The sequence below is a fragment of the Staphylococcus massiliensis CCUG 55927 genome, from assembly GCF_000298075.1.
Classification (GTDB): domain Bacteria; phylum Bacillota; class Bacilli; order Staphylococcales; family Staphylococcaceae; genus Staphylococcus; species Staphylococcus massiliensis.
This window is the reverse complement of record NZ_JH815593.1, coordinates 292,452-318,347: the sequence shown is the minus strand read 5'-3', so window position 1 is coordinate 318,347 and position 25,896 is coordinate 292,452. Positions and strand designations below refer to the sequence as shown.

At 36.0% G+C, this 25,896-nt stretch carries 27 protein-coding genes; 2 read left to right on the top strand and 25 right to left on the bottom strand.

Going from position 1 to position 25,896, the window contains the following annotated elements; translation table 11 throughout:
- Positions 1 to 7: 7 nt before the first annotated feature.
- The 16 genes from comGB to A33S_RS0101850 all read right to left on the bottom strand — a co-directional run bounded on the left by comGB (position 8) and on the right by A33S_RS0101850 (position 14,237).
- On the bottom strand, positions 8 to 1,081 hold the full coding sequence (gene comGB, locus A33S_RS0101925) for a competence type IV pilus assembly protein ComGB (protein WP_017176497.1): 1,074 nt from the start codon (positions 1,079 to 1,081) through the stop codon (positions 8 to 10).
- Positions 1,053 to 2,024 (bottom strand): competence type IV pilus ATPase ComGA, encoded by a 972-nt coding sequence (gene comGA, locus A33S_RS0101920; protein WP_009382538.1) that lies wholly within the window; start codon positions 2,022 to 2,024, stop codon positions 1,053 to 1,055. Before comGA ends, comGB begins: the two co-directional genes overlap by 29 nt.
- A gap of 55 nt (positions 2,025 to 2,079) precedes the next feature.
- Positions 2,080 to 2,703 carry an MBL fold metallo-hydrolase gene (locus A33S_RS0101915; protein ID WP_009382539.1) on the bottom strand — a complete coding sequence of 208 codons (624 nt, stop codon included), beginning with the start codon at positions 2,701 to 2,703 and terminating at the stop codon, positions 2,080 to 2,082.
- Positions 2,703 to 3,023 carry an MTH1187 family thiamine-binding protein gene (locus tag A33S_RS0101910; RefSeq protein WP_009382540.1) on the bottom strand — a complete coding sequence of 107 codons (321 nt, stop codon included), beginning with the start codon at positions 3,021 to 3,023 and terminating at the stop codon, positions 2,703 to 2,705. Before A33S_RS0101910 ends, A33S_RS0101915 begins: the two co-directional genes overlap by 1 nt.
- A gap of 2 nt (positions 3,024 to 3,025) precedes the next feature.
- Positions 3,026 to 4,009, bottom strand: coding sequence for an ROK family glucokinase (locus A33S_RS0101905; RefSeq protein ID WP_009382541.1), 984 nt, complete (start codon positions 4,007 to 4,009; stop codon positions 3,026 to 3,028).
- Positions 4,006 to 4,212 (bottom strand): YqgQ family protein, encoded by a 207-nt coding sequence (locus A33S_RS0101900; protein ID WP_009382542.1) that lies wholly within the window; start codon positions 4,210 to 4,212, stop codon positions 4,006 to 4,008. Before A33S_RS0101900 ends, A33S_RS0101905 begins: the two co-directional genes overlap by 4 nt.
- The gene (locus tag A33S_RS0101895; RefSeq protein WP_017176496.1) at positions 4,202 to 5,656 is read right to left on the bottom strand and encodes a rhomboid family protein; all 1,455 of its coding nucleotides are present in this window, start codon (positions 5,654 to 5,656) and stop codon (positions 4,202 to 4,204) included. Before A33S_RS0101895 ends, A33S_RS0101900 begins: the two co-directional genes overlap by 11 nt.
- Before the next feature lie 11 nt (positions 5,657 to 5,667).
- Entirely contained in the window at positions 5,668 to 6,204 is a 537-nt protein-coding gene (locus A33S_RS0101890) for a 5-formyltetrahydrofolate cyclo-ligase (protein ID WP_009382545.1), read from the bottom strand.
- 173 nt (positions 6,205 to 6,377) lie between these two features.
- Positions 6,378 to 6,527: a 50S ribosomal protein L33 gene (rpmG, locus tag A33S_RS0101885; protein ID WP_009382546.1), complete on the bottom strand. Its 150-nt coding sequence runs from the start codon at positions 6,525 to 6,527 to the stop codon at positions 6,378 to 6,380.
- A 70-nt stretch (positions 6,528 to 6,597) separates the two neighbouring features.
- The gene (gene phoU / locus A33S_RS0101880; RefSeq protein ID WP_009382547.1) at positions 6,598 to 7,251 is read right to left on the bottom strand and encodes a phosphate signaling complex protein PhoU; all 654 of its coding nucleotides are present in this window, start codon (positions 7,249 to 7,251) and stop codon (positions 6,598 to 6,600) included.
- A 3-nt stretch (positions 7,252 to 7,254) separates the two neighbouring features.
- On the bottom strand, positions 7,255 to 8,121 hold the full coding sequence (pstB, locus tag A33S_RS0101875) for a phosphate ABC transporter ATP-binding protein PstB (protein WP_009382549.1): 867 nt from the start codon (positions 8,119 to 8,121) through the stop codon (positions 7,255 to 7,257).
- Positions 8,122 to 8,141: 20 nt separating this feature from the next.
- Positions 8,142 to 9,020 (bottom strand): phosphate ABC transporter permease PstA, encoded by an 879-nt coding sequence (pstA, locus tag A33S_RS0101870; RefSeq protein WP_009382550.1) that lies wholly within the window; start codon positions 9,018 to 9,020, stop codon positions 8,142 to 8,144.
- Between the two features lie 3 nt (positions 9,021 to 9,023).
- Positions 9,024 to 9,950 (bottom strand): phosphate ABC transporter permease subunit PstC, encoded by a 927-nt coding sequence (gene pstC / locus A33S_RS0101865; RefSeq protein ID WP_009382551.1) that lies wholly within the window; start codon positions 9,948 to 9,950, stop codon positions 9,024 to 9,026.
- Positions 9,951 to 10,024: 74 nt separating this feature from the next.
- Positions 10,025 to 10,999: a PstS family phosphate ABC transporter substrate-binding protein gene (locus A33S_RS0101860; protein WP_009382552.1), complete on the bottom strand. Its 975-nt coding sequence runs from the start codon at positions 10,997 to 10,999 to the stop codon at positions 10,025 to 10,027.
- Between the two features lie 267 nt (positions 11,000 to 11,266).
- Positions 11,267 to 13,510 (bottom strand): peptidoglycan D,D-transpeptidase FtsI family protein, encoded by a 2,244-nt coding sequence (locus A33S_RS0101855; protein ID WP_017176495.1) that lies wholly within the window; start codon positions 13,508 to 13,510, stop codon positions 11,267 to 11,269.
- Positions 13,511 to 13,637: 127 nt separating this feature from the next.
- The gene (locus A33S_RS0101850) at positions 13,638 to 14,237 is read right to left on the bottom strand and encodes a superoxide dismutase (protein WP_009382554.1); all 600 of its coding nucleotides are present in this window, start codon (positions 14,235 to 14,237) and stop codon (positions 13,638 to 13,640) included.
- Between the two features lie 290 nt (positions 14,238 to 14,527).
- On the opposite strand from A33S_RS0101850, the gene ispG reads away from it, so the two are divergent.
- Positions 14,528 to 15,643: a flavodoxin-dependent (E)-4-hydroxy-3-methylbut-2-enyl-diphosphate synthase gene (ispG, locus tag A33S_RS0101845; RefSeq protein ID WP_009382555.1), complete on the top strand. Its 1,116-nt coding sequence runs from the start codon at positions 14,528 to 14,530 to the stop codon at positions 15,641 to 15,643.
- Positions 15,644 to 15,971: 328 nt separating this feature from the next.
- Here the strand turns inward: ispG and A33S_RS0101840 are convergent, their stop codons facing one another.
- The 7 genes from A33S_RS0101840 to A33S_RS0101810 form a co-directional block, all read right to left on the bottom strand.
- The gene (locus A33S_RS0101840; protein WP_009382556.1) at positions 15,972 to 16,385 is read right to left on the bottom strand and encodes a Fur family transcriptional regulator; all 414 of its coding nucleotides are present in this window, start codon (positions 16,383 to 16,385) and stop codon (positions 15,972 to 15,974) included.
- Positions 16,375 to 17,235, bottom strand: coding sequence for a metal ABC transporter permease (locus A33S_RS0101835; RefSeq protein WP_009382557.1), 861 nt, complete (start codon positions 17,233 to 17,235; stop codon positions 16,375 to 16,377). Before A33S_RS0101835 ends, A33S_RS0101840 begins: the two co-directional genes overlap by 11 nt.
- Entirely contained in the window at positions 17,232 to 18,002 is a 771-nt protein-coding gene (locus A33S_RS0101830; RefSeq protein ID WP_009382559.1) for a metal ABC transporter ATP-binding protein, read from the bottom strand. The genes A33S_RS0101835 and A33S_RS0101830 overlap by 4 nt, the downstream gene beginning before the upstream one ends.
- A 191-nt stretch (positions 18,003 to 18,193) precedes the next feature.
- The gene (locus tag A33S_RS0101825; protein ID WP_017176494.1) at positions 18,194 to 19,201 is read right to left on the bottom strand and encodes a thermonuclease family protein; all 1,008 of its coding nucleotides are present in this window, start codon (positions 19,199 to 19,201) and stop codon (positions 18,194 to 18,196) included.
- 116 nt (positions 19,202 to 19,317) lie between these two features.
- Positions 19,318 to 20,088 (bottom strand): thermonuclease family protein, encoded by a 771-nt coding sequence (locus A33S_RS0101820; RefSeq protein ID WP_009382561.1) that lies wholly within the window; start codon positions 20,086 to 20,088, stop codon positions 19,318 to 19,320.
- A gap of 164 nt (positions 20,089 to 20,252) precedes the next feature.
- Complete coding sequence (locus A33S_RS0101815) at positions 20,253 to 21,143, bottom strand: deoxyribonuclease IV (RefSeq protein ID WP_009382562.1); 891 nt, start codon at positions 21,141 to 21,143, stop codon at positions 20,253 to 20,255.
- A 12-nt stretch (positions 21,144 to 21,155) separates the two neighbouring features.
- On the bottom strand, positions 21,156 to 22,490 hold the full coding sequence (locus A33S_RS0101810; protein ID WP_017176493.1) for a DEAD/DEAH box helicase: 1,335 nt from the start codon (positions 22,488 to 22,490) through the stop codon (positions 21,156 to 21,158).
- Between the two features lie 255 nt (positions 22,491 to 22,745).
- On the opposite strand from A33S_RS0101810, the gene A33S_RS0101805 reads away from it, so the two are divergent.
- Positions 22,746 to 23,714, top strand: coding sequence for a 4-hydroxy-3-methylbut-2-enyl diphosphate reductase (locus A33S_RS0101805; RefSeq protein ID WP_009382567.1), 969 nt, complete (start codon positions 22,746 to 22,748; stop codon positions 23,712 to 23,714).
- Positions 23,715 to 24,033: 319 nt separating this feature from the next.
- On the opposite strand, the gene A33S_RS0101800 is transcribed toward A33S_RS0101805, so the two are convergent.
- A complete protein-coding gene (locus A33S_RS0101800) occupies positions 24,034 to 25,131 on the bottom strand; it encodes a Nif3-like dinuclear metal center hexameric protein (RefSeq protein ID WP_017176492.1) in 1,098 nt (365 codons plus the stop codon).
- Complete coding sequence (locus A33S_RS0101795; RefSeq protein WP_009382571.1) at positions 25,128 to 25,802, bottom strand: tRNA (adenine(22)-N(1))-methyltransferase; 675 nt, start codon at positions 25,800 to 25,802, stop codon at positions 25,128 to 25,130. The genes A33S_RS0101800 and A33S_RS0101795 overlap by 4 nt, the downstream gene beginning before the upstream one ends.
- Between the last annotated feature and the right edge of the window lie 94 nt (positions 25,803 to 25,896).

The following is a 25,896-nucleotide window of genomic DNA, read 5'->3' as shown; positions in this document are numbered from 1 at the left end:
TCCCAAATTAATTTTGTATCGATGCCATCATTTCAAACATTGGTAACATGATGACAAGGTATAAGGTTACGATAAAAAATCCTAGTAAGCAGAATACTAAGGGCTGTATCCACTTCAAGTGGAATAAAAAGCGTTTTTTAAGTTTGTTTAAAATAAAGGTGCTATACATTTTGAGTTCGATGTCTAACTTGCCACTTTTCTCACCTTGCCTAATATACTGTATAAAGTCATTTTCAAATAGGTTTAAAGAAGCTAAGGCATCTGGTAAAGCCGTACCTTGATGCATGTGTTCATTTAACGCCTTAGAAATGTACTTAAGATACATATCTTCGTCCTGCGTGCGATAAATGTGAATCATATTCTGAAGCTTAATACCGTTCTTATAAAATAGCGCAAATTCATTGGTAATAAAGTACGTTTTAAACATGCGGTAATACTTTGAAATAATGGGTATACGTCGATACACGATTAAACGCCTCTCAATCGACAACCGCTTCATCACCGTTATAAATATTACGACACTTAACGATATAACGAAGAGAAGACCCATGAGTACTGTAGGTAAATGAAAGATGATGTTGGTTAATATAACTTGGATATGCGACCGTTTAACTTGCATCGTATCGAACATCGTTTGAAATTCAGGTATAATGGTTTGATTAATTACGATAAGCATTGAAATAAAGATGAAGAGTAATACAAGCGGATATTGAATCGTCTTAAGTAAATTCTTTCGTATATTGAGTTGCTCTTTCAAAAAGAAAGCTGCTGTCTCAAGGTTCTCCTCTAAGGAACTATACTTTTCCGCAAAGAAAATTTGCATAATGACAGACTTCGGATATTTCAATAATGTCAAAATATAATAACATTCCTTGCCTGAGCGTAGGTCCTCTAAGATGTCATCCTTAAGATGTTTCGGTTTTAGATGATATTGCGATAATAAAAACTCAACCGATTCGTATAACGTAAAGCCGTGTTTCAATAATTCTGAGAGCCGATTTAAAAAGTCAATTTGATCCTCTGGCTTAAAAGACTGTCGAAATTGAATCGAGTTAATGATAGCGGTTATACGTGTCTTCACAAATAATACCTTCTTTGTTCAATTTAGCGAGCGTGTCTTGGATGCTCAAAAATGAGGACGGCAAGACTTCATGTGCTAAGAAATATTGAATGGCTTCCTTATCCATTACTTCATAAACCAGTTGACGTTCATGATCATTGGTAGTTATTAAACGCTGGTTCGTTACTTGGTTAATCGCTTGTTTAAGTTCTTCTTTCGTAACACCCATTTCGAGTAACCTTAATAAAACGCCTTGGCAATCATTCGCGTGAATGGTTGATAGCACTAGGTGACCACTTAAACTCGCTTGAATCACTTTCTTCGCGATATGGTGGTCTCTGATTTCGCCGATTAAAATGATGTCTGGATCACAACGTAGTATCGCTTTGAATGATGTTTCATAATCGATTTCTGCCTTATCATTAACCGAGATTTGTGTTATACCTTCTATAAGTTGTTCGACTGGATCCTCAATGGTAATAATGTTGCGGTTTAGATGATTTAAGGCATATTTCACCATTTGATACATCAGCGTACTTTTACCAGCGCCTGTTGGTCCACTAAATAAAATTAAACCTTGCTTCTTATGCATGAGCTTTAATAAGGGCTGATGTGAGTGGTACCGCTTCTCATCTTGAAAGTATTGAGGCGTAATCCGAATGACACAACTTTCAATCCCCAAACTTAATGGCAATGTAGAAATCCTTAGGAAATATACGATATCTTGCTTAAAGACGTAACGCCCACTTTGAGCTTTATGCTTTGTCGATACATCTAAACCTGCTTCGTATTTCATGTACGTTAACAACTTATTGTAAGTATCGAACTTTACGCGTTCAAACTCCTCTAACTCATCTCCTATCCTAAACTTAATGACGACCTCATCTCGAAACGGTATAAAGTGTATATCAGACGTTTGCTTTAAAATGGCTTGTTGAATAATACCTTTAAATAATAACTTCAAAAAAACACCTCCTACATATAATTAAACGTAGGAGGTGTCTAAATTACTTTTAATTTTAGCCATTTAAATATGGATTGAGTTCTTCGTCTTCCACTGTTGTATATGGCCCATGACCAGGATATAAAGGTAAATCTTGTTCAAGTTCAAAGATTTTATCTTTGATGGAATCAACAAGCGTTTCATAATCACCTTTGTATAAATCCGTACGTCCGATACCACTATTGAATAATGTATCGCCTACAACAGCGAATTCATCAAATACATACGTTAAACTACCTGGTGAATGACCTGGCGTATGCAATACATTAAATTTAAATCCTTCAACTTCTGCTTTGCCTTCATTAAGAAATTGAGGCTTGGCAGTGCTTTTCACAAGAGGTAAACCATACTCTGCGAACTTGCCTGAGCCGTTCTTATCAGGGTCTGTTAGGAAGCTTTCTTCTTCTTGATGCATATAAACGGGCACGTCATATTTCTCGATAACGTCATCAAGTGCACCGATGTGGTCGAAGTGTGCGTGCGTTAGGAGTACCGCTTTAACAGGTTTATTAATCTTGTTCACTTGATCAAAGATTCGACCTGAGTCAGCACCTGGGTCGACAATGATTAAACTGTTATCATTCTCAATGAAGTAACAATTTGTTTCAACCATACCTAGTGGTAGATGTGAAATACGCATTATTGATCACCCTTTAAATGTTTGTTTACAGAGTCTAATTTTTCGTTCATCTTGCGAGATTTGTCGCGACGATCGTCAATTCTAATATTCGTACATACACGGTCTAAGCCTTTATCGAAAGGTAATTCGTGAATGACTTGAACAACTTCTAGTAAATCTTTTAAATCACCTTCGATTAACGTATTCATTGGTGTTAATTGATAATCAATTTTACCTTCTGCTTTATAAGACTCAAGCTTCGTTTGGATTTCAGCGATGTATTTACTTACGCTTGGTCCTTCTGTACCTACAGGAATTACAACTACGTCTACTATTGCCATAATTATGCTCCTTTTGTATCGATTAGATAAGTTTTGATTAAGCCAGCTGCACCTTCAATACCTGCATCGTTACCAAGTTCTGCTTGAACGATTTCAGTACCATCTTGCGCTGGGTTAAATGTTAAATGACGATATTCTGTCTTAATATTTTCAATAAGAATGTCACCAGCGTCTGACATACCGCCACCTAAAATTACGAATTTAGGATTACTCATGACGCTGATAACACTGATCGCATATGCGATGTGGTTTGCGACACGCTCTGTAATAAAGATACAGAATTGATCGCCTTCTTTTGCAGCATCGAACACAGATTTAGCGGTAACTTTGTTCTCCTTAATTAAATGTAATATCGATGATTTAAACGTTAATTTCGGATAGTAAAAGTTCACGAGATTAACAACACCTGTCGCTGAAGCTACGGTTTCTAAACATCCTGATTTACCACAATTACATTGAAAGCGTTGGTCATGGTCAACTCTAAAGTGGCCGAATTCTGCGCCTGAACCATTGTGCCCATGTACCAGTTTATCATTCGCAATCATACCACCGCCAAGTCCAGTGCCTAATGTAATCATCGCTACGTCACGCGCACCTTTACCTGCACCCTTGTGCTTTTCACCGAGGGCGGCTACATTCGCATCATTATCAACAAATACAGGACAGTCGATATGTTTACTTAGAAGCTTCGGAATATCGACTTTATTCGGCCAATTTAAGTTAACAGCGCCATTAACGACACCTGTTTCGAAATTAACTGGGCCTGGTACGCCAATGCCGATGCCTAAAACGTCTTCGAGTTCAAAGCCGAGATCCTTAAGTGATGCTTGCCATGCGTTGAAAATATCTTCAATTAAGCTTTCGCCTGTTTCGTCCTTGATGTCGGTTTTGATGGACCATTTCTTTAGTCTGATGAGTGTTGAATCAAAGATGCCTAATTTACATGTTGTACCTCCAATATCAGCTGCTAAAATAATGTTTTTCATTTAAGTTCCATCCTTCTCTGATTGATAAGTAATTTAGCTTCTATAAACGTTTGGTTGGAAATAAGATGAAAGTCTCGTAACTCATGAATTTCTTGTTCGATGAGTTCTAAATGGTCAAGTGGATTCTTCATATAAGACACGTAACCAAACTGTTTGAGAAGTTGTAATACATCATAAAATTCTTTTAACTGATTATTCTTCATCGTCGTCCTCAAGTTCATGCTTTAAATCTTTATACTTCTTCACATTAGGCGCGTACTTAACAGCTTTATTAATGTGTTCTTTAGCCGTATCTAAGTCACCTAGTGAGCGGTTCGCAATCGCCATCTCGAAGTGAAGTAAACTTGATTTAGGGAATATTTTAAGACCGCGTTCCCAATCAGCCATTGCTTCTGCTTTCGAATTTTTAGTCGCATTAATTAAACCGCTTAAATAATACGTGTAATCATCCGCATAATCCTTCTTCTTCGTTTGATTAATCATGTGCTCCGCTTCATCATAATGATTCTCATACATCTGTTCTCGAATAATTCGGTTGTAGATGTTATCGGTTTGTGTCACAAATATCTTGATTAAAAGTAATAACGCAACAAATGCCGTACATGCGATGATGATCCAGAATAACTTACGGTCCTTTAAGAAGTAATAACCTAGGAACGTTACAAGTACACCACCTAGTAAACCACCAATATGTGCTAAGACATTGATGTTTGAAATGAAGAGCGAAATCACGACCATAATCAATAGCGCTAATAAAAGTTGACCGATTGTACGTTGGTCGAATTTCTGGCTAATAATCATGCACGCGATTAAAGAACCGATTAAGCCGAATATCGCACCACTAGCCCCTAACGAGAACGTATCTGGGCTAAATGCGAGCGTAACTAAATTACCAATAATCCCCGATAACATGTATACACCGAACATGCGCCATGAACCGAGAATCGACTCGAGTAACTTACCAAATATGAATAAACTCAACATGTTAAATAATATATGTTCAAAGTTGAGATGTAAGAACATCGATGTAATCAGACGGTGCCATTCACCGTGAACGACATTGAAATGCGCTAACGCACCTAAATCAATTAACTTTAAATCTGTAAACTCGTTATGATGTAAGATATTAATTAAGGCCCAAATGATTACGTTAAGTAGTATAAGGCCATATGTAATTGGACTAAATTTGTTCATGTGTCGTTCGATAGGATTTTCATTGAGCACACGTTTCTTATAGTAAGAAGCGGATTTACTATCTTTACGATTTGCCATGCGTTTCGCAATCGGGTGCGACATAATTGAAGCTAAATCAGATTGAGATTCAATAAAATGATACGTCATCTTTGTACGGTCATATTCATTGAAATCGTGCGTGTCATACGTGCGGTCTGTGAAATAATAAAACTTATAAGCTTCTGGCCTAAAGCCAAGAAATCTATTAATATTATCAGGATGTTCAAGGATACGACTTTTATCGAAACGAATTTCTTGAGATGTACTAGACCCATATTTAAAGATAGCAATCTCATGGCGCTTCGTATGTTTTAGCCAAATCTCATTAAGATCCTTTGATTTAAATGCAATTTCATAATTAGAATATTTCATCCAACGATGAATCGTCTGCCAGTAATACTTTTCACTAATCATAAATGCCTCCGTTACGTTTTCGCCACAATCAGTTCATCAACTGGTTGATCATGTGACGCTACTGGTATTTCATCAATTTGAAATTCATAAATTAAACTTAACGTTTTAGGTTGATGTTTACTTAAAAACTTATCAAAGTATCCGCCACCATATCCAATACGGTACCCCTCTTCATTAAAGACAACGCCTGGTACAACAACTAAATCTAAGTCGTTGCTGATTTCAGTATCGCTCACGACATGGTCAATCCCTTTATCGTCAGGTCCAATTTGATCAAGACTTTCGATACGTTTAAAGTTCATTTCTTTATTGTCATAATCTGTTTCCGGCACGAATACAGCTTTATTCATAGCAAGTGCCTTTTCAATGATGGGATGCGTATTCACCTCATGCGGCATAGATAATACGAGCCCGATACGGTTCGCTTTTATAAATTTATCATGTTTTAATAATTGATTCATTAAATATTGATCAGAAGACTTTTTATTTTCAATTGAATAATCTTTCATTTTAGCTATTGTTTCTTTTCTCAATAAACGCTTATCCAATCATAACACCCTCTTTTATGTAGTATGCCTTAATTATACAATTTCTCTAATATGATGTCATGAATAGACGTCGCATTTTTGAAAAGTCCTTTAAATACAAAAAACTTGAACGATGCTAAACAAAGTTCAAGTTTTAGGCTTTTATTTCATGTTTCTATGAAATTTAAGCAATATTATTTAGTTTCACGGTGTAATGTGTGTTTATTATCACGTGCACAGAACTTTTTCATTTCGATACGTTCAGGATTCGTTCTTTTGTTTTTAGTAGAGATGTAGTTTCTGTCTCCACATTCTGTACATGCTAGCGTTACGTTGATACGCATTATAAACCCCTCCTCATTTTTCAAAATACGACCTATATATCATATCATTTCACGAGAGATTTTGAAAGCGTTAATTTTTATCATAAGATTCGTAACGTTCACCTGTCATGTAGTAATAGATATGTTCTGAGATATTCGCGATGTGATCACCAATACGTTCTAAATATCTCGCTGCTAAATGCGCTTGTGCTGCAACGAATGGGTCGTTATCAATTAAGTACGTTGTGTTGATGATATCTTTAAATAAGTCGTCAATATCTTCATCGCGAATAATGATTTCTTTAATTAAAGTAATATCATCCTCACGTACTGCAGTGTTTAAATCTTTAAGCATTAACATCGCAAGTTTACCCATTGTATCAAGGCGCATCAGAATGTAGTTATCTGTGAACTTAACACGCTTTCTGATTTGAGCGATATTCGCGGCATTATCACCGATACGTTCAAATTCTGATGATATTTTAAGCGCAGCAATCATTAAACGTAAGTCAGTCGCAATTGGTTGCTGCTTCGTAATTAGCATGATGACTTGTTCATTGATGTCATGATCTAAACGATTAATTACGGTATCCTTTTTAACAACAGCTCGTGCATGGTTAATGTCTTGATCACTTAATACAGATACGGATTGCTGTATTAAAGAAAAAATACGAAGGCCCAATCGTCTGATATCTTTTCTAAGTTCTAACAATTGGCTTTCGTATGTGTGTCTAATTATTGCCATGTATTAACCGAAGCGTCCTGAGATGTAGTCTTCAGTTTCTTTATCTGAAGGATTAGAGAATAAAGTATCCGTATCATTATATTCATTCACATAACCATGTAAGAAGAATGCTGTTTTATCAGATACACGCGCTGCTTGTTGCATGTTGTGTGTAACCATGATAATTGAGTATTCTTGTTTTAACTCTTGAACAAGTTCTTCGATTTTTAATGTTGAAATTGGGTCAAGTGCAGATGTTGGTTCGTCCATTAAGATAACATCTGGTTCAATCGCTAAACATCTTGCGATACAAACACGTTGTTGTTGACCACCTGATAAACCGTAAGCGTTTGTATCTAAACGGTCTTTTAATTCATCCCAAATTGCTGCGCCACGTAAAGATTTTTCAACGATTTCGTCTAACGTTTTCTTATCTTTAATACCGTGGATCTTAGGACCATATGTGATGTTGTCATAAATTGATTTAGGGAATGGGTTTGGTTGTTGGAATACCATTCCGACATCAGTTCTTAATTTTTCAGTTGAGTATTTCTTATCGTAGATGTTTTGGTCACGATATAAAATTTTACCTGAAGTTTTAACTGATGGTACTAATTCTACCATTCTGTTTAAAGCTTTGATGTATGTTGATTTACCGCAACCTGAAGGTCCGATAATCGCTGTTACGTTATTTTCTAAAATATCTAAGTTGATATTTTTTAATGCATGGTTCTCACCATACCATAAGTCTAAATTTTGAGTAGAGAATACTACGTCTCTATCTTTGTCTGTGATGATTTTCTTTTTGTTGCCTTCATTTTTTTCTAAGTTAGATTCAAATGTTTTTTGATCAGTGTTTTGCTCTGTATTTAAATCTTTTACTTTATTCATATTAAAAACCCCATTTTATATTAATACTTTTTAGAGAATTTGTTTCGGATATAGATTGCTACTGAGTTTAATAAAAGTAATAACACTAGTAGAACAATGATTGCTGCTGCAGAAAGGTGTTGGAATTCTTCTTGCGGAAGCGCTGACCAGTTGTAGATTTGAAGTGGTAACGCTTGGAATGAATTTAAGATACCTTGTGGTGTCGCAAGTAAGATTGTCGGAATTCCAAGTGCTACAAGTGGTGCTGTTTCACCAATTGCACGAGAAATCGCTAAGATAACACCTGTTACGATACCAGGGATAGCCGCTGGTAATACAACATTCTTGATTGTTTGCCATTTGTTGGCACCTAAGCCATATGAAGCTTCACTTACTGAACGTGGTACTGAGCGAATCGCTTCTTGGCTCGCTACAATAATTACAGGTAAGATTAATAATGATAAAGTTAATGCAGCCGCAAGAACTGAGTTACCCATTTTCATTAAAGTAACGAAAATTGTTAAACCTAATAAACCGTAAACAATTGAAGGAACACTTGCTAAGTTAGAAATGTTCACTTTGATAAATTTAGTAAATGCGTTGTCTTTCGCATATTCTTCTAAGTAAATTGCTGTACCTACACCAAGTACTAAAGAGATTGGAATTAATGTCATCATTAACCATAATGTACCGATTAATGCACCTTTAATACCTGCTTTTGAAGGTGTCGTAGATGAAAAGTTTGTAAAGAATCCACCAGTTAGTGAACCTAAACCTTGTCGTAAAATATCGATTAATAAGATTGCTAAAACGATTAAACCGATTAATGTACAAGCAAAGAAAATACCTCTAAAGATCGAATTCTTTTTCTGTCTGCCAGAGAGATTTTTTTCTATAGCTTTATGATCGACTAAAGACATATTTTAATACTCCTCTCTGAATCGTTTCGTGATCCATTGTGAAATTAAGTTCATGATTAACGTAAAGATAAATAATGTGAAACCAACAGCATAAATACTGTAGTAGATATCAGTACCGAATCCAGCGTCACCTGAAGTTACTTGAACAATGTAACCAGTCATTGTTTGGATTGATTTGAAGATACTGAAGTCTGAACTTGGATCACTACCTGCTGCAAGTGATACAATCATTGTTTCACCGATTGCACGTGAAATCGCAAGAACGATAGAAGCAATGATACCTGAAATCGCAGCCGGAATTACGACTTTTAAAATCATTTCTAATTTCGTAGCACCTAAACCTAAGGCACCTTCACGAATTTTATTTGGAACTGAAGACATTGCGTCCTCACTTAAACTTGCAATCATAGGAATAATCATTACACCTACTACTAAACCAGGACTTAGTGCGTTGAAGCTTTCTAATCCAGGGATAATACTTCTAAGTAATGGTGTAACAAATGTTAAAGCGAAGAAACCGAATACGATAGTAGGAATACCAGCAAGGATTTCAAGTATTGGTTTGATGATTCTTCTTGCTTTATCAGATGCATATTCACTTAAGTAAATAGCAACACCTAAACCAACAGGTACGGCAATTAACGTAGCTATGATTGTAATTTTAAGCGTACCTAAAATTAATGCCCAGATACCAAATTTAGGATCAGATGAGAATGGTTTCCACTCGCTCGTAAATAAGAATTCGGCGAATGAAATGCGTGTAAAAAATGTAATTGTCTCAGTGAGTAACGTGATTAGAATACCAATCGTAGTAAGGATTGAAATAGTAGCAATAGCACCTAAGATGACTGGCATAATCTTATCATTGATGTTTGATTTACCCTTTTGATTTTTCTTAATCATCTCTCTTACAGAAGAATTTGATTTCATAAGATAACTCCTTTATTCACAAAAAGGGGCGTCTTAGGATTAAGCGCCCCTTTGGTTGATCTTAATTCAATTCATTATTTTGATTCTTTTTTGTCTTCAGAGCCACCAGAGATCTTTTTAAGTTTGTCAAGTTGCTCTTTGTACTTATCTTCTGGTAATGCAACGTAACCAGCGTCTTCAGCTGCTTTACCTTTATCTTCTAAAGCAAATTTCATGAATTCAGATGCTACTTTGTTTTCTTTTAATTTCTTGTTGTTAGCATAGATGAATAATTCACGGCTTAAAGGATAAGATTTATCTTGGATAGTTTCTTTAGTTGGTTCTACAGCTTCACCTTTGTCACCTTTGATTTTAACAGGTTTTAACTTGTCTTTGTTTTCTTGGAAGAAGCTATAACCGAAGAAACCGATACCGTTTTTGTTATCTTCAACTGATTTAACGATTACGTCAGTTTTTTGGTTCTTTTGAGACGTTAAGTCTTTTTTATCTGTAACGTGTTCAGTAAAGAAATCGTATGTACCATGTGATTGGTCTGGTGAGAACGCTTTGATTTCTTTATCAGGATATTTAGAATTTACATCTTTCCAAGTCTTAGCTTCGCCAGTGTAAATCTTTTTAAGTTCTTCCATTGATAATTCTTCAACGAAATCATTTTCTTTGTTTACAGCAACTGTTAGTCCGTCAAGACCTACAGTGAATTCAGTGTAGTCGATACCTTTGTCTTTTAATTGTTTTTTCTCATCGTCTTTAATTGGACGAGAAGCATTTGAGAAGTCAGTATCGCCTGAGATGAATTTCTTGAATCCATCACCAGTACCTGATGTAACTGATTCGATTTGAGCTTGAGGGTTTTTCTTAGCCCATTCTTCGTTTAATTTTTCAACAACAGGCGCAACAGTTGATGAACCGTTAGCTTTTGCTTTACCACTTAAATCGCTTTGGCCACCGCCTGAACCAGAACCACTTTCAGATTGTCCAGCGCCACCACAAGCAGCTAATAATAATGCAGCACTAGCAGTCGTAGCACCTAAAACATGTAATTTCTTCATTGAAACATCCTCCTAGTATCAATATACTTTCTACAACATCCACAATACATACTTATTATTAATGCGTGATGAACTTATTGTAAATTTTCTGTTAACATGCTATTTAATTTCGTAATTCTTTATCGTTTACGATATTTATACTTAAATATTAAGTAACTTAAAATACATTCATAATTTTTCGACTATTCCAATCACTAAATTTCTTTCTTTTTCTCCTTGAAAAGCCATTAAAAAACAAGGACGCGTTTGCGCCCTTGTTAACTATAATTATTGAGTTTGTGATTCATTTTCATCTTCAGGTCTTGTAGCATTCTGTTGGTTAGTACCTGCATTTTGGTTACCATTACCACCTTCTGAGTTTTCTGAAGGTGATTCACCATTGTCATCTTGACCGTTCTCAGATGATGCTTCACCATTTTCGCTTTGCTCTGTTTTCTTATCTTTAGATGACGGGTCGTCCTCTTTTTCTTTCTCTTCTTTGAAATAGTAGTTGATGATATCTCTACCTAAGTCACCACCTGGTAAGAATGGTTCTGGAACTGGGTGGTTCGTATAAACGATTGAGAATGCAAGTTCTGGATCGTCTTTTGGAGCATAACCAACATATGTTGAGTTAACACGAGGCTCACCATCAAGGAATACTTCAGCAGTTCCTGTTTTACCAGCTGATGGAACAACTGTGTCGTGGAAACTCATATAACCTGTTCCATTGATGTCATTGAATGCCTTGTCGAAACCTTTTTGAACTTGATTGAGTTCTTTATCGGAGTTATTGATTTTATTTAAAACATTGCCATCGATTTTACTCTTAACTGGACCAAGCTCATCTTTATTTGTAGCTTTACGAATTTCTTTGCCAATGTGTGGCTGAATACGATAACCACCATTACCCACTGTAGATGCATATTGTGCTAATTGGAATGGTGTGTACGTATCATACTGACCAATTGATAAATCGAGATAGTTACCAGGATTATCTTTTAAAGGTTCGATTTGACCGTTTACCTCATTAGGTAAATCAAGACCCGTTTTAACGCCTAAACCTACTTGGTTAAGACCTTTACGTAATTTAATACCTGCTTCTGATACATCACTTGGAAGTGGCATATCTTCCTTATATTCATAGCCAGCAAGTTTTAATGCTGTCTTGAACATGTAGACGTTTGATGAATGCATTAATGCTTCAGCATCATTAATTTCTTTAGAACCATCTTTATTAAAGTAAGAACTTTTCTTAAGGCCACCATTAAAAATCATCGGCGTATCAATCATTTGTTCGCCAACTTTAATCGCGCCATTTTGGTAACCAGCGAGTAACGTAGCACCCTTAACAGAAGAACCTACTGTATACTGAGTACTAAACGTACCGTAGTCGAAGTTCTTAATTGTGCCATCTTTTTCGATTTGCTTACCAGATAAAGCGAGTACTTCACCTGTTTTAGGATTTTGGACGACCATTAAGGCTTTGTCCATATCCTTAGCACCCTCACTACGGAGCTTTTTAATATGTTTTTCCATAAGTTCTTCAAGTTTTTGTTGTAACTTAATATCAATAGATAATACTAAATCATCGCCACGAGAACCTGGATGAATGACTTCAGAGTCAATAATACTACCTGACTTATCGGTCGTATATTTCATCTCTTTCTTCTTACCTTTTAAGATGTTCTCATATTGATATTCTAAATATGTTTTACCAACGCGGTCATTTCGTGAATAGCCTTTCGATAGATACTCATTTAAAAGCCCTTTAGGTACACCTTCTTCTTCTGAAGAAACATTACCAAAGATTTCTCTTAACGTTTCATCGTAAGGATATTTACGATCCCAATCCATTGAAGTGTTAACACCTGATAAGTTAGATAATTGTTGTGATACTGCCGCATATTCTTTTTCAGTAACATCTTCATTCTTGATTGTTTGTGGATCCATCATAGTACCTGACATCATACGGCTAAAGATAGCTGCGACTTCTTTATCTTTATCTGAGAGGTTGTCAAGTTCTTCTTGAGGTATTTTCTCATGCATCTGCTTATCATAATCTTCCTGAGAAATACTACCATCTTGAACCATTTGTTCTTCTTTTTTAACAATTTCTTTAGCTTTTTCAGGGTTCTTTTGAATCCAATAGTCTTGTTTATCACGAGGTGTGAGTTTCGAAGTATCCATTTCTATAAGCTTAGAGAGCTTTTCGGCAGTTTCTAAAACTTCATCAGGACTTGAGTTTCTATTTCTTGTATATGTAATCGATTTTTTGGATGCATTATCTACAAGGACATTACCATTTCTATCAAGTATACGTCCTCTTGGTACGGGTTCATTTACAGTTAGGTTTTCGCTATTTTTGATTAATTCACTATAATGCGAGCCTTGAGCAATCTGTAAGTACCCTAGCCTTAGGACGAGAATTGCAAATATAAAGATAACAATACCAAATATAAAATTGATCCGTTTGTTCATCTTATTGATGTTTTTTTCATCATAAGATTTCTCTTTTAATCTTTTTAGCAAAACAACCTACCTCTATTCACTAAAGTCTCTTTATCAACTATAAATGAAATCGCATGATTTTGCGAACAATTTTATAAAAAATAAACGACCTCGTATAGAGGTCGTTATTTATAAATATCATGCAAAATTATTTTGCAGCGTTGTATAACTCGTCTACTTTTTCCCAGTTAACAACGTTCCAGAATGCTTCGATATATTCTGGGCGCTTGTTTTGATATTTAAGGTAGTAAGCGTGTTCCCAAACGTCTAAACCAAGTAAAGGAGTTTGACCTTCAGTTACTGGGTTATCTTGGTTTGGTGTAGTAACGATTTCTAATTCACCGTTATTTAATACTAACCAAGCCCAACCTGAACCGAAACGGCCTGCAGCTTTTTCAGCAAATTCTTTTTTGAAGTCGTCCATTGAACCCCATTTTTCTTTGATCTTTTCAACTACGTCACCTTTTTCTTCTGAATTAGGTGAAAGTAATTGCCAGAATAGTGAGTGGTTTAAGTGGCCACCACCGTTGTTACGTACTGCTGTACGTTTTTCTTCTGGTACGCTGTCTAAGTTAGCAATGATTTCTTCGATTGATTTAGATTCTAAATCAGTACCTTCAACAGCTGCGTTTAATTTAGTAACGTAAGTGTTGTGGTGTTTAGAGTGGTGGATTTCCATAGTCTCTTTATCGATATGTGGTTCTAATGCATCGTATGCATATGGTAATTTTGGTAATTCAAATGCCATAAATAATCATCCTCCTTGATTTGTTTACAACTTAACTATAACAACTAGCTATGTTGCTACTCAATCTTTTTGCTTGTAACGACTTAATTGAATAAGTGCGTTACGATGTATGTTCAAAATAACATCTTTAAAGGACTTTTCAAAATATTGAAATTGATTCATTAATGTTTAAACAATTAATGTTATAAGTAGTGAGACTTTAACCTTTTGCATATAATATAGTATAATGAGCTTTGACAATAAAGTAAGTAACATATTTGATATAAATATTGGTATAAAGGAGTCATAACATGTCTGAAATTACGCATCGTAAAAATACGCGCACTGTGAATGTTGGAGGTATTCCAATTGGTGGTGCGAATGAAGTAGTCATTCAAAGTATGACGACAACTAAAACATATGATGTTGAAGCAACTGTGGCTGAAATTAAACGTTTAGAAGAAGCTGGTTGTCAAATCGTGCGTGTCGCTTGCCCTAACGAAGAAGATGCGCATGCGATTAGAGATATTAAAGAACAAATTAATATTCCTCTTGTAGTCGACATCCACTTTAACTATAAATTAGCGTTAATCGCTATTGAAAATGGTGCTGACAAGATCAGAATCAATCCTGGTAATATTGGTCGTCGTGAGAAGGTAGAAGCTGTAGTTGAAGCATGTAAAGCTAAAGGCATTCCAATTCGTATTGGTGTTAATGCTGGTTCATTAGAAAAGCACATCCTTAAGAAATATGGCTACCCTACTGCTGATGGTATGGTTGAAAGTGCGTTACACCATATCAAAATCTTAGAAGACCTAGATTTCCATGACATCATTGTTTCAATGAAAGCAAGTGATGTTGATTTAGCTATCGAAGCTTATACTAAAGCTGCGAAAGCTTTCGACTACCCATTACATTTAGGTATTACAGAAAGTGGTACATTATTTAATGGAACAGTTAAATCATCAGCTGGTCTTGGTGCGATTTTATCACTTGGTATCGGTAACACATGCCGTATTTCATTATCAGCTGACCCTGTTGAAGAAGTTAAAGTTGCAAAATCGCTATTAAAAGCATTTGGTCTTGCTAGTAACGCTGCTACTCTAATCGCGTGCCCAACTTGTGGTCGTATTGAAATTGACTTAATTTCAATCGCGAACGAAGTTGAGGAATATATCGAAAAAATTCAAGTGCCGTTGAAAGTAGCCGTACTTGGTTGTGCCGTAAACGGCCCAGGTGAAGCGCGTGAAGCCGATATTGGTATTGCTGGTGCGCGTGGCGAAGGCTTGTTATTCATGAAAGGTAAAACTGTTCGAAAAGTCCCAGAAGAAACAATGGTTGATGAACTTAAGATTGAAATTGATAAGTTAGCAGCTGAATGGGAGAAAAAACGCGAAGAAGAAAAAGAAGCAGAAGCTACAAAATAATAGCTTTATATAAAAAGAAAGGATCTAAGACGATTAACTTGTTCAGTTATTACACTGAATGAAGTTAAAGTCTTGGATCCTTTTTATATTTAAAGTCTAATTTCCTAACAGCATGCTTTCCTGGGGCGTGGCCGGAGCCTGTAGTCTCCGGACTCACGCTACTCCCCTAGGAGTCAGCTGTTAGGAAATTTAAAGTTTATTCACTTAGTAAGTACTATTACTCTTTTAATAAGACAACAGGTTCAGCTGTTTAATCTAACAATTTCTTTAATTTACTATTTAATAAAATATAGTAATAGTACAAATATATATAAAACTTTAATATGATTTATTTCGCATTGCACTTTTCGCAGATGCCATAAACTTCTAATTTATGTTTTTGAATGTCAACTTTAGGTAACTGCGATTTGATTTCATCAATCGGACAATAATCAATGACTTTCGTATCACCACATGATTCACAAATAAAGTGATGATGGTGATGATCGGTACAAGCGATTCTGAATTTCATTTCTCCATCTAATTCAGTACTTTCAATGATGTCTAAATCTTTGAATAAGTGTAAGTTTCGGTACACCGTATCAAAAGAAATGCCAGGATACAATGTGTTCATATGCTTTTGAACGTGTTTCGCATTAATATATTTATCTTCATCAATAAATAATTGTGCCATATCACGTCGTTTATCTGTATATTTATGTCCGTTAGACTTTAGTATTTGAATCGCATCGTTAACGTTCATGATTACCAGCTCCTACAAATTTATTCGCAATGAATTTTTGGTATAACATTGTGATGATAAGTAATAATATAAGTACTACTACAATAACACCACCAGGCGATAAATTCATATAAAATGCTAGCGTCAATCCACTAATTACTGAGAACTCCCCTATAAGGATGCTGAAGGCGATAAGTTGTTTAAAGCCTTTTGACAAACGCATCGCAATCGCGACTGGTAAAGTAATCAATGCACTTACGAGTAAGATACCTACTACGCGCATTGAAGCTGAGATAACGAGTGCTACGATAACGATAAATAAGAATTGAATCCATCTTGGAATACCAATCACTTTACTATACTCTTCATCAAAGGATAATATAAACATTTCTTTATAAAAGAATAGAATGAATAAGAGTACGATAATCGCTATCACAATAACTGTAATTAAATCACTTTTCGCAACGGCACTAATAGAGCCAAAGAGTAATCCGACTAATTCTTGGTTAAATCCTTCTGATAATGAAAGAAAGATAGCGCTCAAACCAATACCTGAACTCATAATAATCGGTATCGCAATTTCTTGATAATTTGAGTATGAGGTACGTAGTCTTTCTATTAAAAAGGCACCAACGATAGCGAACAGAATTCCGAACCAAATCGGATTAAATACGACCATAAATGGGAATGCGGTAATGATAAACATCCCGAATGAAATACCACCGAGCGTAACGTGACTTAAAGCATCTGCGATAAGAGATAGTCGACGTACGACGATGAAAGCCCCGATTAATGGGGCGAGTAAACCGATTAAAATACCACTGATGAAAGAGTAACGCATAAACTCATAGTTAAGTATCGCCTCAATCATGAACAACACGCCCTATCATGTTGGTGATCCACGAATTTAACCGGATGACCATATATTTTAGATACTTCAACTTCGTCTAGTGACTTGAAATCTTCAGTCGTGCCATGGAAGTGTAAGTGACGATTTAAGCATGCCACTTCTGTAGCCGTATCTACTACGACACCAATATCATGTGTTACGAGAATGATCGTTACGCCGTCTTCTTTAAGTTGGTTCAGTGTGTCATAAAATTCTTTTACGTGTTTCGCATCAATACCGTTAGTCGGTTCGTCTAAAATGAGTACGCTTGGTTCAGAAATTAACGCACGCGCGATTAAAACGCGTTGTTGTTGTCCACCTGATAAACGTGCAATATTTTTATGCTTAAGATGAGTAATATTTAAACGATCGAGCACGGCATCTACAGCTTTATCATCTTTTTGATTAAACCATTTAAATAAGCGTTTCTTTTTCGTAAGCCCACTCAGTACAACTTCTTTCACGGTTGCTGGAAATCCTTGGTTAAAGGCAATCGCACGCTGAGAAACGTAACTAATCTTTTGCATCGCATGTTTATTTGAATAGCTACGACCATCTACAAGAATTTCACCCTTTTGTAGTGGAATTAAGCCTAAAATGAGCTTTAGTAGCGTAGATTTACCAGCTCCGTTAGGACCAACAATCGCCAAAAATTCAGCTTTATTTATCTTAATATTTATATCTTCAAGTACTTGTTTATTTTCATAATAGAAATCTATATGCTTTAATTCGAATACTGGCGTTTCCATAGTTTCACCTCGTTTAATACTATACAACCAGTTGCAAGTTATGTAAATAGTAATCTTTACGAAATATATAATTTGAAATAGATGTTTAATTCTGATAATTGTATGATTGGGATAACACGCAATGTCAGTTTAATTTCTAAAGGGCTTTTTATAAAGAAAAAACCGACACATCAAGTGCCGGTTACTTTCATTTAGTAAGGTTCGCACGCGAAGCCATCTTTGTCTCTATCAAGTTTTCGAGAATAAGAAGGATGACTACTTGGGACTCCGCCTGGATAGAATTGCCTCATTTGACCACATGTACCAAAATAAACAGGTATAGCAGGTTGCTCCTGAGGTTGAGGTTGCTGTTGTTGTTGCGGTTGTGATTTAGAATCATTTGGTTGTGAAGGCGTATTATAATTATCTTTTTGGTCATTTTGTATAGATGGATTCGTATGATTCGTATTTTTCTCAGATTGTTCCTTTTCAACGGTCTCTGGTAGATTACCAACTTCCCTATTTAAATAAGACCATAAATTTAATCGCTCTTTTTTAGCTAAAGATTCACTTTCATAAAACTTATCGTATAAGGTATCGTTTTTAAAAGAATCGAATTTAAGACGGGCTAAACCCTGACGTAATAGTTCATTATTTAAGGAATTATTATCTGCAAATAGATATACTAAATAATGTCCCTTGTCATTCTTTTGACGCCCTTGATCAAAGACTACATATATTTGTTTTGCATTAGTTAATAGCTTTTTAGTTAAATGATACGCCTTTTTACCGTAGTACTTAAATTCTTTAGTGGTACTTTTTATATCAGGTGTTTCTACCATTAATAACTGCATCGTAAGTACTTCACCTTTATATTTAAGTTTAATGGTATCACCATCTACAACCTCTTCAAGCTTCATTATGTATTTAGGAACATCCTCCTCGGATTTTATTTTACCGTAAATATCTGTTTTGAGTGACTCGAATTTCAAGTCATTACTAGTCTTTTTAGACTTGGTCTTTTCCGTATCTTGGGTTTTAGTTTTTGTATCATCCTGTACGAAGAAACCTAAACCCATAAATAAAATGAATGTTATAAATAATCTTTTAATGATTGGTTTAACTTTTCTTCTCTTAATTAGATAGTAAAGTATTTTAATCGTATAAAATATGAGCATAATAAATGTAATTACGAAGCAAAAACTTATGATGAAATTCAAATTACATCTTCCTTTCAAACTGTATAATATAATTATAGATACTTTATAAATAATGTATAGTATTTTAGCGTTTTTTCACAAAAATAAACCGACACATCAAGTGCCGGTTTAATCCATTAACCTACTTCACAAGCGTAACCATCTTTGTCACCATCTAAAGATGACTTGTATGCTGGGTGATCTTTTGAAACACCTTCTGGATAAACTTTACGTAGTTCAGAACAATTACTGAAATCGTTATCAGTATTTTCATCAGGTGTGTCAGGCGCTGTTTCATCGCTTGACCATAGATTTAATTTATTCTGTTTTGCGTATTCTTGGCTTTTTTGAAGCTGAGGTAAGTATGTCGTGCTTGGTGGGTAAACGTATTTAATTTCTGCTAAACCATTTTTCACTAGTAGATTGTTTAACATTTGGCCATCCACATAAATATAAGCAAGCAAGCGACCATATTTGTCACGTTTTTCACCAACGTCAAATTCCACTTCAATTTTCTCAGCGTTCTCTAATTTCTTCTTCGTGAATGCTGCAGCCTCTGGGCCGTATGGTTCAACGCCAATATCAGGGTGTTTTGTTTCAGGTGTATCCACTAATAAGAATCTAAACGTTTCTTGCTTGCCGTTTAAATTTAATCTCACTGTGTCACCGTCAACTGCTTCTGAATATGTAGCCTCATATTTTGTTAAGTCTTTGAAGTTATCATCTGAAGATTCAGCTGCTTGAACCGATTCGCTTGGTGCTTGGTATGTAGTTACGCCAACTAAAGTTGCGATAGCCGTTAGTACAATTAAACCTTTTCTCACTTTAAAAGCACTTTCAATACGACTCGCCATAAATAACAATAAACCAACTGCAAGTAATGTCATCGAAATAAGTGTGATATTCATTTGTATAACCTCCCTCAACAAATCATATACTAATTGAAAAAAGAGGTATATATCTTACGAATAATCTAAATAATTATTTAATTAGAATTTACAAATTTTAAATATTCAAAGGTATCTTCACCCTATTAAAAAAGCATCCACTTACAAAGCGGATGCATCATAAATTATTGATTCATAATTTTTTCTTTTAAGTTCATATCGAATGTTTGGTTACGGAATGATTCAATTTCAAATTTATATGGTGGTTTCTTATTCTTCTTATCCTCACCAACATAAGGTGTTTCTAAGATTTTAGGAATATCTTTGAATGTATCGTGATGCACGATGTAGTTGAGTGCATCAAATCCAATGTGTCCAAAGCCAATGTTTTCGTGTCTATCTTTATGAGCGCCCATTGGATTCTTACTGTCGTTAACGTGAAGCACTTTAATGCGATCTACACCTATGATTTTATCAAATTCCTCTAACACGCCATCGAAATCTTCTTTAACATTATAGCCAGCATCATGTGTATGACATGTGTCGAAGCATACTGATAATCGTTCGTTATGGTTAACGCCTTCCATAATTTGAGCAATCTCTTCGAATGAACGTCCAATCTCAGAGCCTTTTCCTGCCATCGTCTCAAGCGCAATACGAACGTCATTATCATTAGTAAGTACTTCGTTAAGACCTTCAATAATACGTTTAATACCAACGTCTACACCTGCACCTACGTGAGAACCAGGATGTAATACGATATCTTTAGCACCTAAAGCTTCAGTACGTTCAATTTCTTTTTGTAAGAAATCTACACCAAGTTCGAAGACGTGAGGCTTTTGTGTATTCGCAATGTTGATGATATATGGTGCATGAACGACAAGGTTTGAAAGACCATACTCTTCCATCGCTTTCTTACCCGCTTCAATATTTAAATCTTCGATGCTTTTACGGCGTGTGTTTTGCGGCGCACCTGTATAAATCATAAATGTTGAAGCATCGTACTTGTGCGCTTCTTCAGCCGAACCTTGTAGCATTTTCTTACCATTCATAGATACATGAGAGCCAATTAACATAAAGTCATTCTCCTAACCTTTTCTATTCTGTCTATTACGTCTCTTACTATATTTACGACGTTCTTTACGTTTTAATTCTTCAAGTTCAAACTTAAATTTCTTTTTATAGCCTGGTTTAACACGTTTCTTATTGTTACGTTTAAGCTTGTTTTTAAGTTGTTGTTCTAGATGATCGTCTTGCTTTTTACGTACTTTACGCGTGTTGTGGGCTTTAATTGGTTTTAATTCTCCGTTCTTAATATCGACGTTTTCAAATTTATAACCTTTATCTTCAACTAAAGCAATTTTATCTTCTTCGTCAGGCGTGTAAAGTGTAATTGCGATACCTTTATAATTACCGCGTCCTGTACGACCAACACGATGTGTAAAGAAATCAATATCTTTAGGTACATCATAGTTAATAACGTGACTAACACCTTCGATATCTATACCACGTGATGCAAGGTCACTCGCAATAACATATTGGAATTCTAAATTACGAATACGTTTCATTTGTTGCTTACGTTCACGAGGTGTTAACCCACCATGAATCATACCGACTTTTAAGCCTGTTTCATTTAATTGTTTCGCAAGCACATCAGCATTATCACGGCTATTACAGAAGATAATACATAAATAAGGATTTAAGATGTCGATAAGGGCTTTTGCTTTATCGAGCTTCTCGGCACCCTTCGTTGGAATTAAATAGAATGTGATATTCTTCTTATTCTTCTGATGAGACTCAACCTCAACAAATTCAGGGTTCTCTAAGTATTTATTAAGAAATGGATAGAGTGATTTCGGAATCGTAGCACTGAATACGGCGAGTTTCGCATCATCGCTTAGACGAGCAGCGACGTGGTCGACATCGTCAATTAAACCTAAATCAATCATTAGGTCTGCCTCATCGACAACTAAGTGTGTCGCTAAGTGAACGTGAAGTTCCCCTTCGTTTGCTAAATCGTTAATACGCGTAGGCGTACCGATAATAATTTGAGGTTGCGTTCTTGCTTTCTGCTTGTCCTTTTCAAAGTCAGTGCCGCCAATAAATAAGCTCACTTTAACCCCTTCTTTAAAAGACGTTAAGTGACGGCATGCATCAAATAACTGCGTCGCAAGCTCACGAGTTGGCGCAAGCACAATCATTTGTGGTTCTTTCACATCAGGATCTGCCATGTTCACAAGTGGTAGTAAGAATGCATGTGACTTACCTGTACCAGTTTGTGATTGACCGATTATATTTGCCCCTTTAAATATTTTAGGGATAATACGCATTTGTATGTCAGTTGGTTTATCGAAGTTTAAATCTTTAACCGCATCAATTAATTCAGGTTGTAAATTAAAGTGCGAAAACGGATGGTTTGCCATTTTGTGGCCTCCTTAAAATTTCATCTTATCTATTATAAAGGAAAAGTGTTCACTTTTGAACATTTTAAATAAGATTTCACCTTAAATCCTTTCTCGTTTCACCGCATCGTATGACGTTACTGTCGTCACGTGTTATCTTTATTGTGTAATAAATGAGTGAATCATGCAATTAAATTACATCATTCGACCGATACTCAATCTATTTCAATCGTGTATCTAAGTTGATATAATGAGAGTAAAGAAGGAGGCACATTCATGGAACTCGTAAAAATTACGCCAAGAGGCTACTGCTACGGTGTGGTAGACGCTATGGTGATTGCTCGTAACGCATCTTTAGATAAGTCACTTCCACGCCCGATTTATATCTTAGGAATGATTGTACATAATAAACATGTAACGGATGCATTTAAAGAAGACGGCATTATTACATTAGATGGTCCTAACCGTTTAGAAATCTTGGATCAAATTGATGAAGGTACAGTTATTTTCACAGCACATGGTGTCTCACCAGAAGTTAAACGTCGTGCTAAAGAAAAAGGACTTACGTGCATTGATGCTACGTGTCCAGACGTTGAGAATACACACAACCTTATCCGTCAAAAACGAGATGAAGGTTATCATGTCATCTATATAGGTAAAAAAGGACATCCTGAGCCAGAAGGTGCAGTTGGTGTCGCACCTGATATCGTGCATTTAGTTGAAACGAAAGATGATGTTGAAGCACTGTCAGATGATTTAGCACAATATCCGCTTATCGTGACGAACCAAACAACGATGTCACAATGGGATGTTCAACATCTTATGGAAGATTTAGAAGACAAGTACCCACATATTGAACAACATGAAGAAATCTGCCAAGCAACGCAAGTTCGTCAAGAAGCTGTTGCGACGCAAGCTGAAGAAGCAGATTTATTAATCGTAGTTGGCGATCCTAAGAGTAATAACTCAAACCGCCTAGCTCAAGTTTCAAAAGATATCGCGCATACAAATGCACATCGCATTTCAGATATCTCACAACTTGATACAGCATGGCTTGAAGGTGTTGAAACTGTAGCTGTCACAGCTGGTGCTTCTACGCCTACACCGATTGTTAAAGAAGTTATTAAATATCTTAAAGACTATAATCCGTTAGAACCATCAACTGAAGAACTACGTTCAAATGTGCCTGTTGAAAAAATCTTACCTAAAATTAAAAAAGCACAACCAGTTAAGATTATGGAATAATCTACTTGTTTATATAGAGGAGAATCTGGAACTTAAGCGTCCAGATTCTTCTTTTTTGTGGAGAAAGATCGATTTCATGAGGAATTTGGCGAATATCGCGGTGTACTAGGACGGGATGAGACTTGATGAAAGAACTGTAATCGCTTTTCAAGCCGATTGAAACTTGATGAGCGAAACTTAATCAAGTCTCAAGCCCTCTGTAATACCCTCCTTACCGTCACCCCCACTGAATCAACACAACCATTTCGTACTTTTCCTAACCGCCTCCAACCAAAAAAAAGAATTCAAGCCACCTTAGCTTGAATTCCTACCTATGTCATTACATATAATCATAAGGATCTGTATTTAAAGTAGAAGCTACGATTGAAACAGAACTTTCTTTACCTAACCAATCTTCTAATAATGCTTTAAGTCCATCTTTCATGACGTATTCACTGTAGTGATTAATGTCTAATAAGTTCATACCATTGATTTTAGCGTCTAGTGCTTCATGGTGTTTGATATCACCTGTAATAAAGATGTCCGCGCCTAGGGCTTTTGCTTTATATTCGAAACCGATGCCACTACCACCGATAATCGCAACTTTCTTAATCGACGCACGCTTATCGCCAATGAAACGAACGCTCGGCATATCAAGTTGAGACTTAACGTCTTGAACGAATCCTGGAACTGCCTTCGCTTCTTGAAGTTCACCAATCACGCCGAGACCACGCGTCATTTCCTTATCTAATCGAATGAAATCAAATACTGGTGTCTCATACGGATGATGTTTATAAATTAATTGTTCTGTCTTCATACGCTCGTGTTCTTGAATCATGAACTCCATGCGCAGTTCGTTAACGTTCTCGATCTTACCAATTTCGCCTAAATAAGGATCTGCACCTTCTACAGGTCTAAACTGGCCATTACCTTCAACTTGGAAGAAGCAATATTCATAGTCGCCATCTTTCGCAATACCTTCTTTGCTTAATGCTTCCTTAAAGTCATCGGCATTCTCTTTCGGAATAAATACTTGCACTTTATAATAATCTTCATACTGTGGATTTAAAATTTTAACATCGCTTAAACCTAATTTAGACGCAAGCATATGGTTGACGCCTTTCTCATAAACATCTAAATTCGTATGCAAGGCGATTAAGTTTATGTCGTGCTTAATTAACTTACGAATAATTGTGCCGTAACCATCTTCTGTAATAGACTTAACCCCTTTAAAGATAAGTGGATGGTGCGCAACAATCGTATCTACTTTAGCTTCAATCGCCTCGTCAACAACTTCGAGCGTACAATCTAAGCACGTCATAATGCGATTAACCTCTTGAGACGCGTCACCTATTAATAAACCAACATTATCCCATGATTCCGCTGTATAAAACGGAACGTGCGTTTCAATTTTAGAAAGTAATTCTTTAACAATCATCGTAACACCTCTTCTAATTGTTTAATTTGCGCGGTGATTTCAGCCAGACGTTCTTGGTGTGATGCTTCATTAAGTTGGGCTTGGATACGTTTAAGTGCTTGTAATTCTCGTTCCCACTTCTTATAAAACAATGCATCTTTCTCTTGTAATAACTCAGGGCCGAACTTATAAGCTTCGTCGCTCAACGTCATCTCACCTTGATCCGCTACAATAATCTCATAGATATGCCCTTTCTCTTCAACAAGCGCTTCCGCAACAATTTTATAATTGAGCTCATTTAACGTGCGTCTTATTGGCTCAGATTGAATGTTAGATTGTAAAACTAAGCGAGGATGGTTCACGAGTTTTGACGCCCCATTGTTTAAGATATCGGCAATGAGTGGCCCGCCCATGCCGCAAATCGTAATACAATCAACGTCATCTGATGGGTCAATGACCGCTAATCCATTCCCTAAGCGCGCAGAAATCGATGATGTTAAACCATATGATGCGATATTGTCTTCCGCTGCTTTTAGAGGACCGTGAATAACCTCACCTGCAATCGCGCGTTTGATGTGTTGGTTTTGAATCAAATAAATCGGTAAATAAGCGTGATCAGAACCAATGTCAGCAAGCGTATCGCCCGTCACATAAGTACTCACGTGTTTTAATCTTTGATTGATATTAATCATAATGTCACCTTTTAAATATATTTACGTTTAAAGTCATTTTATCATAACTTATTTTCCCTCTTCATTGAAAAGCCCTATCGTTATTCAATCGTCT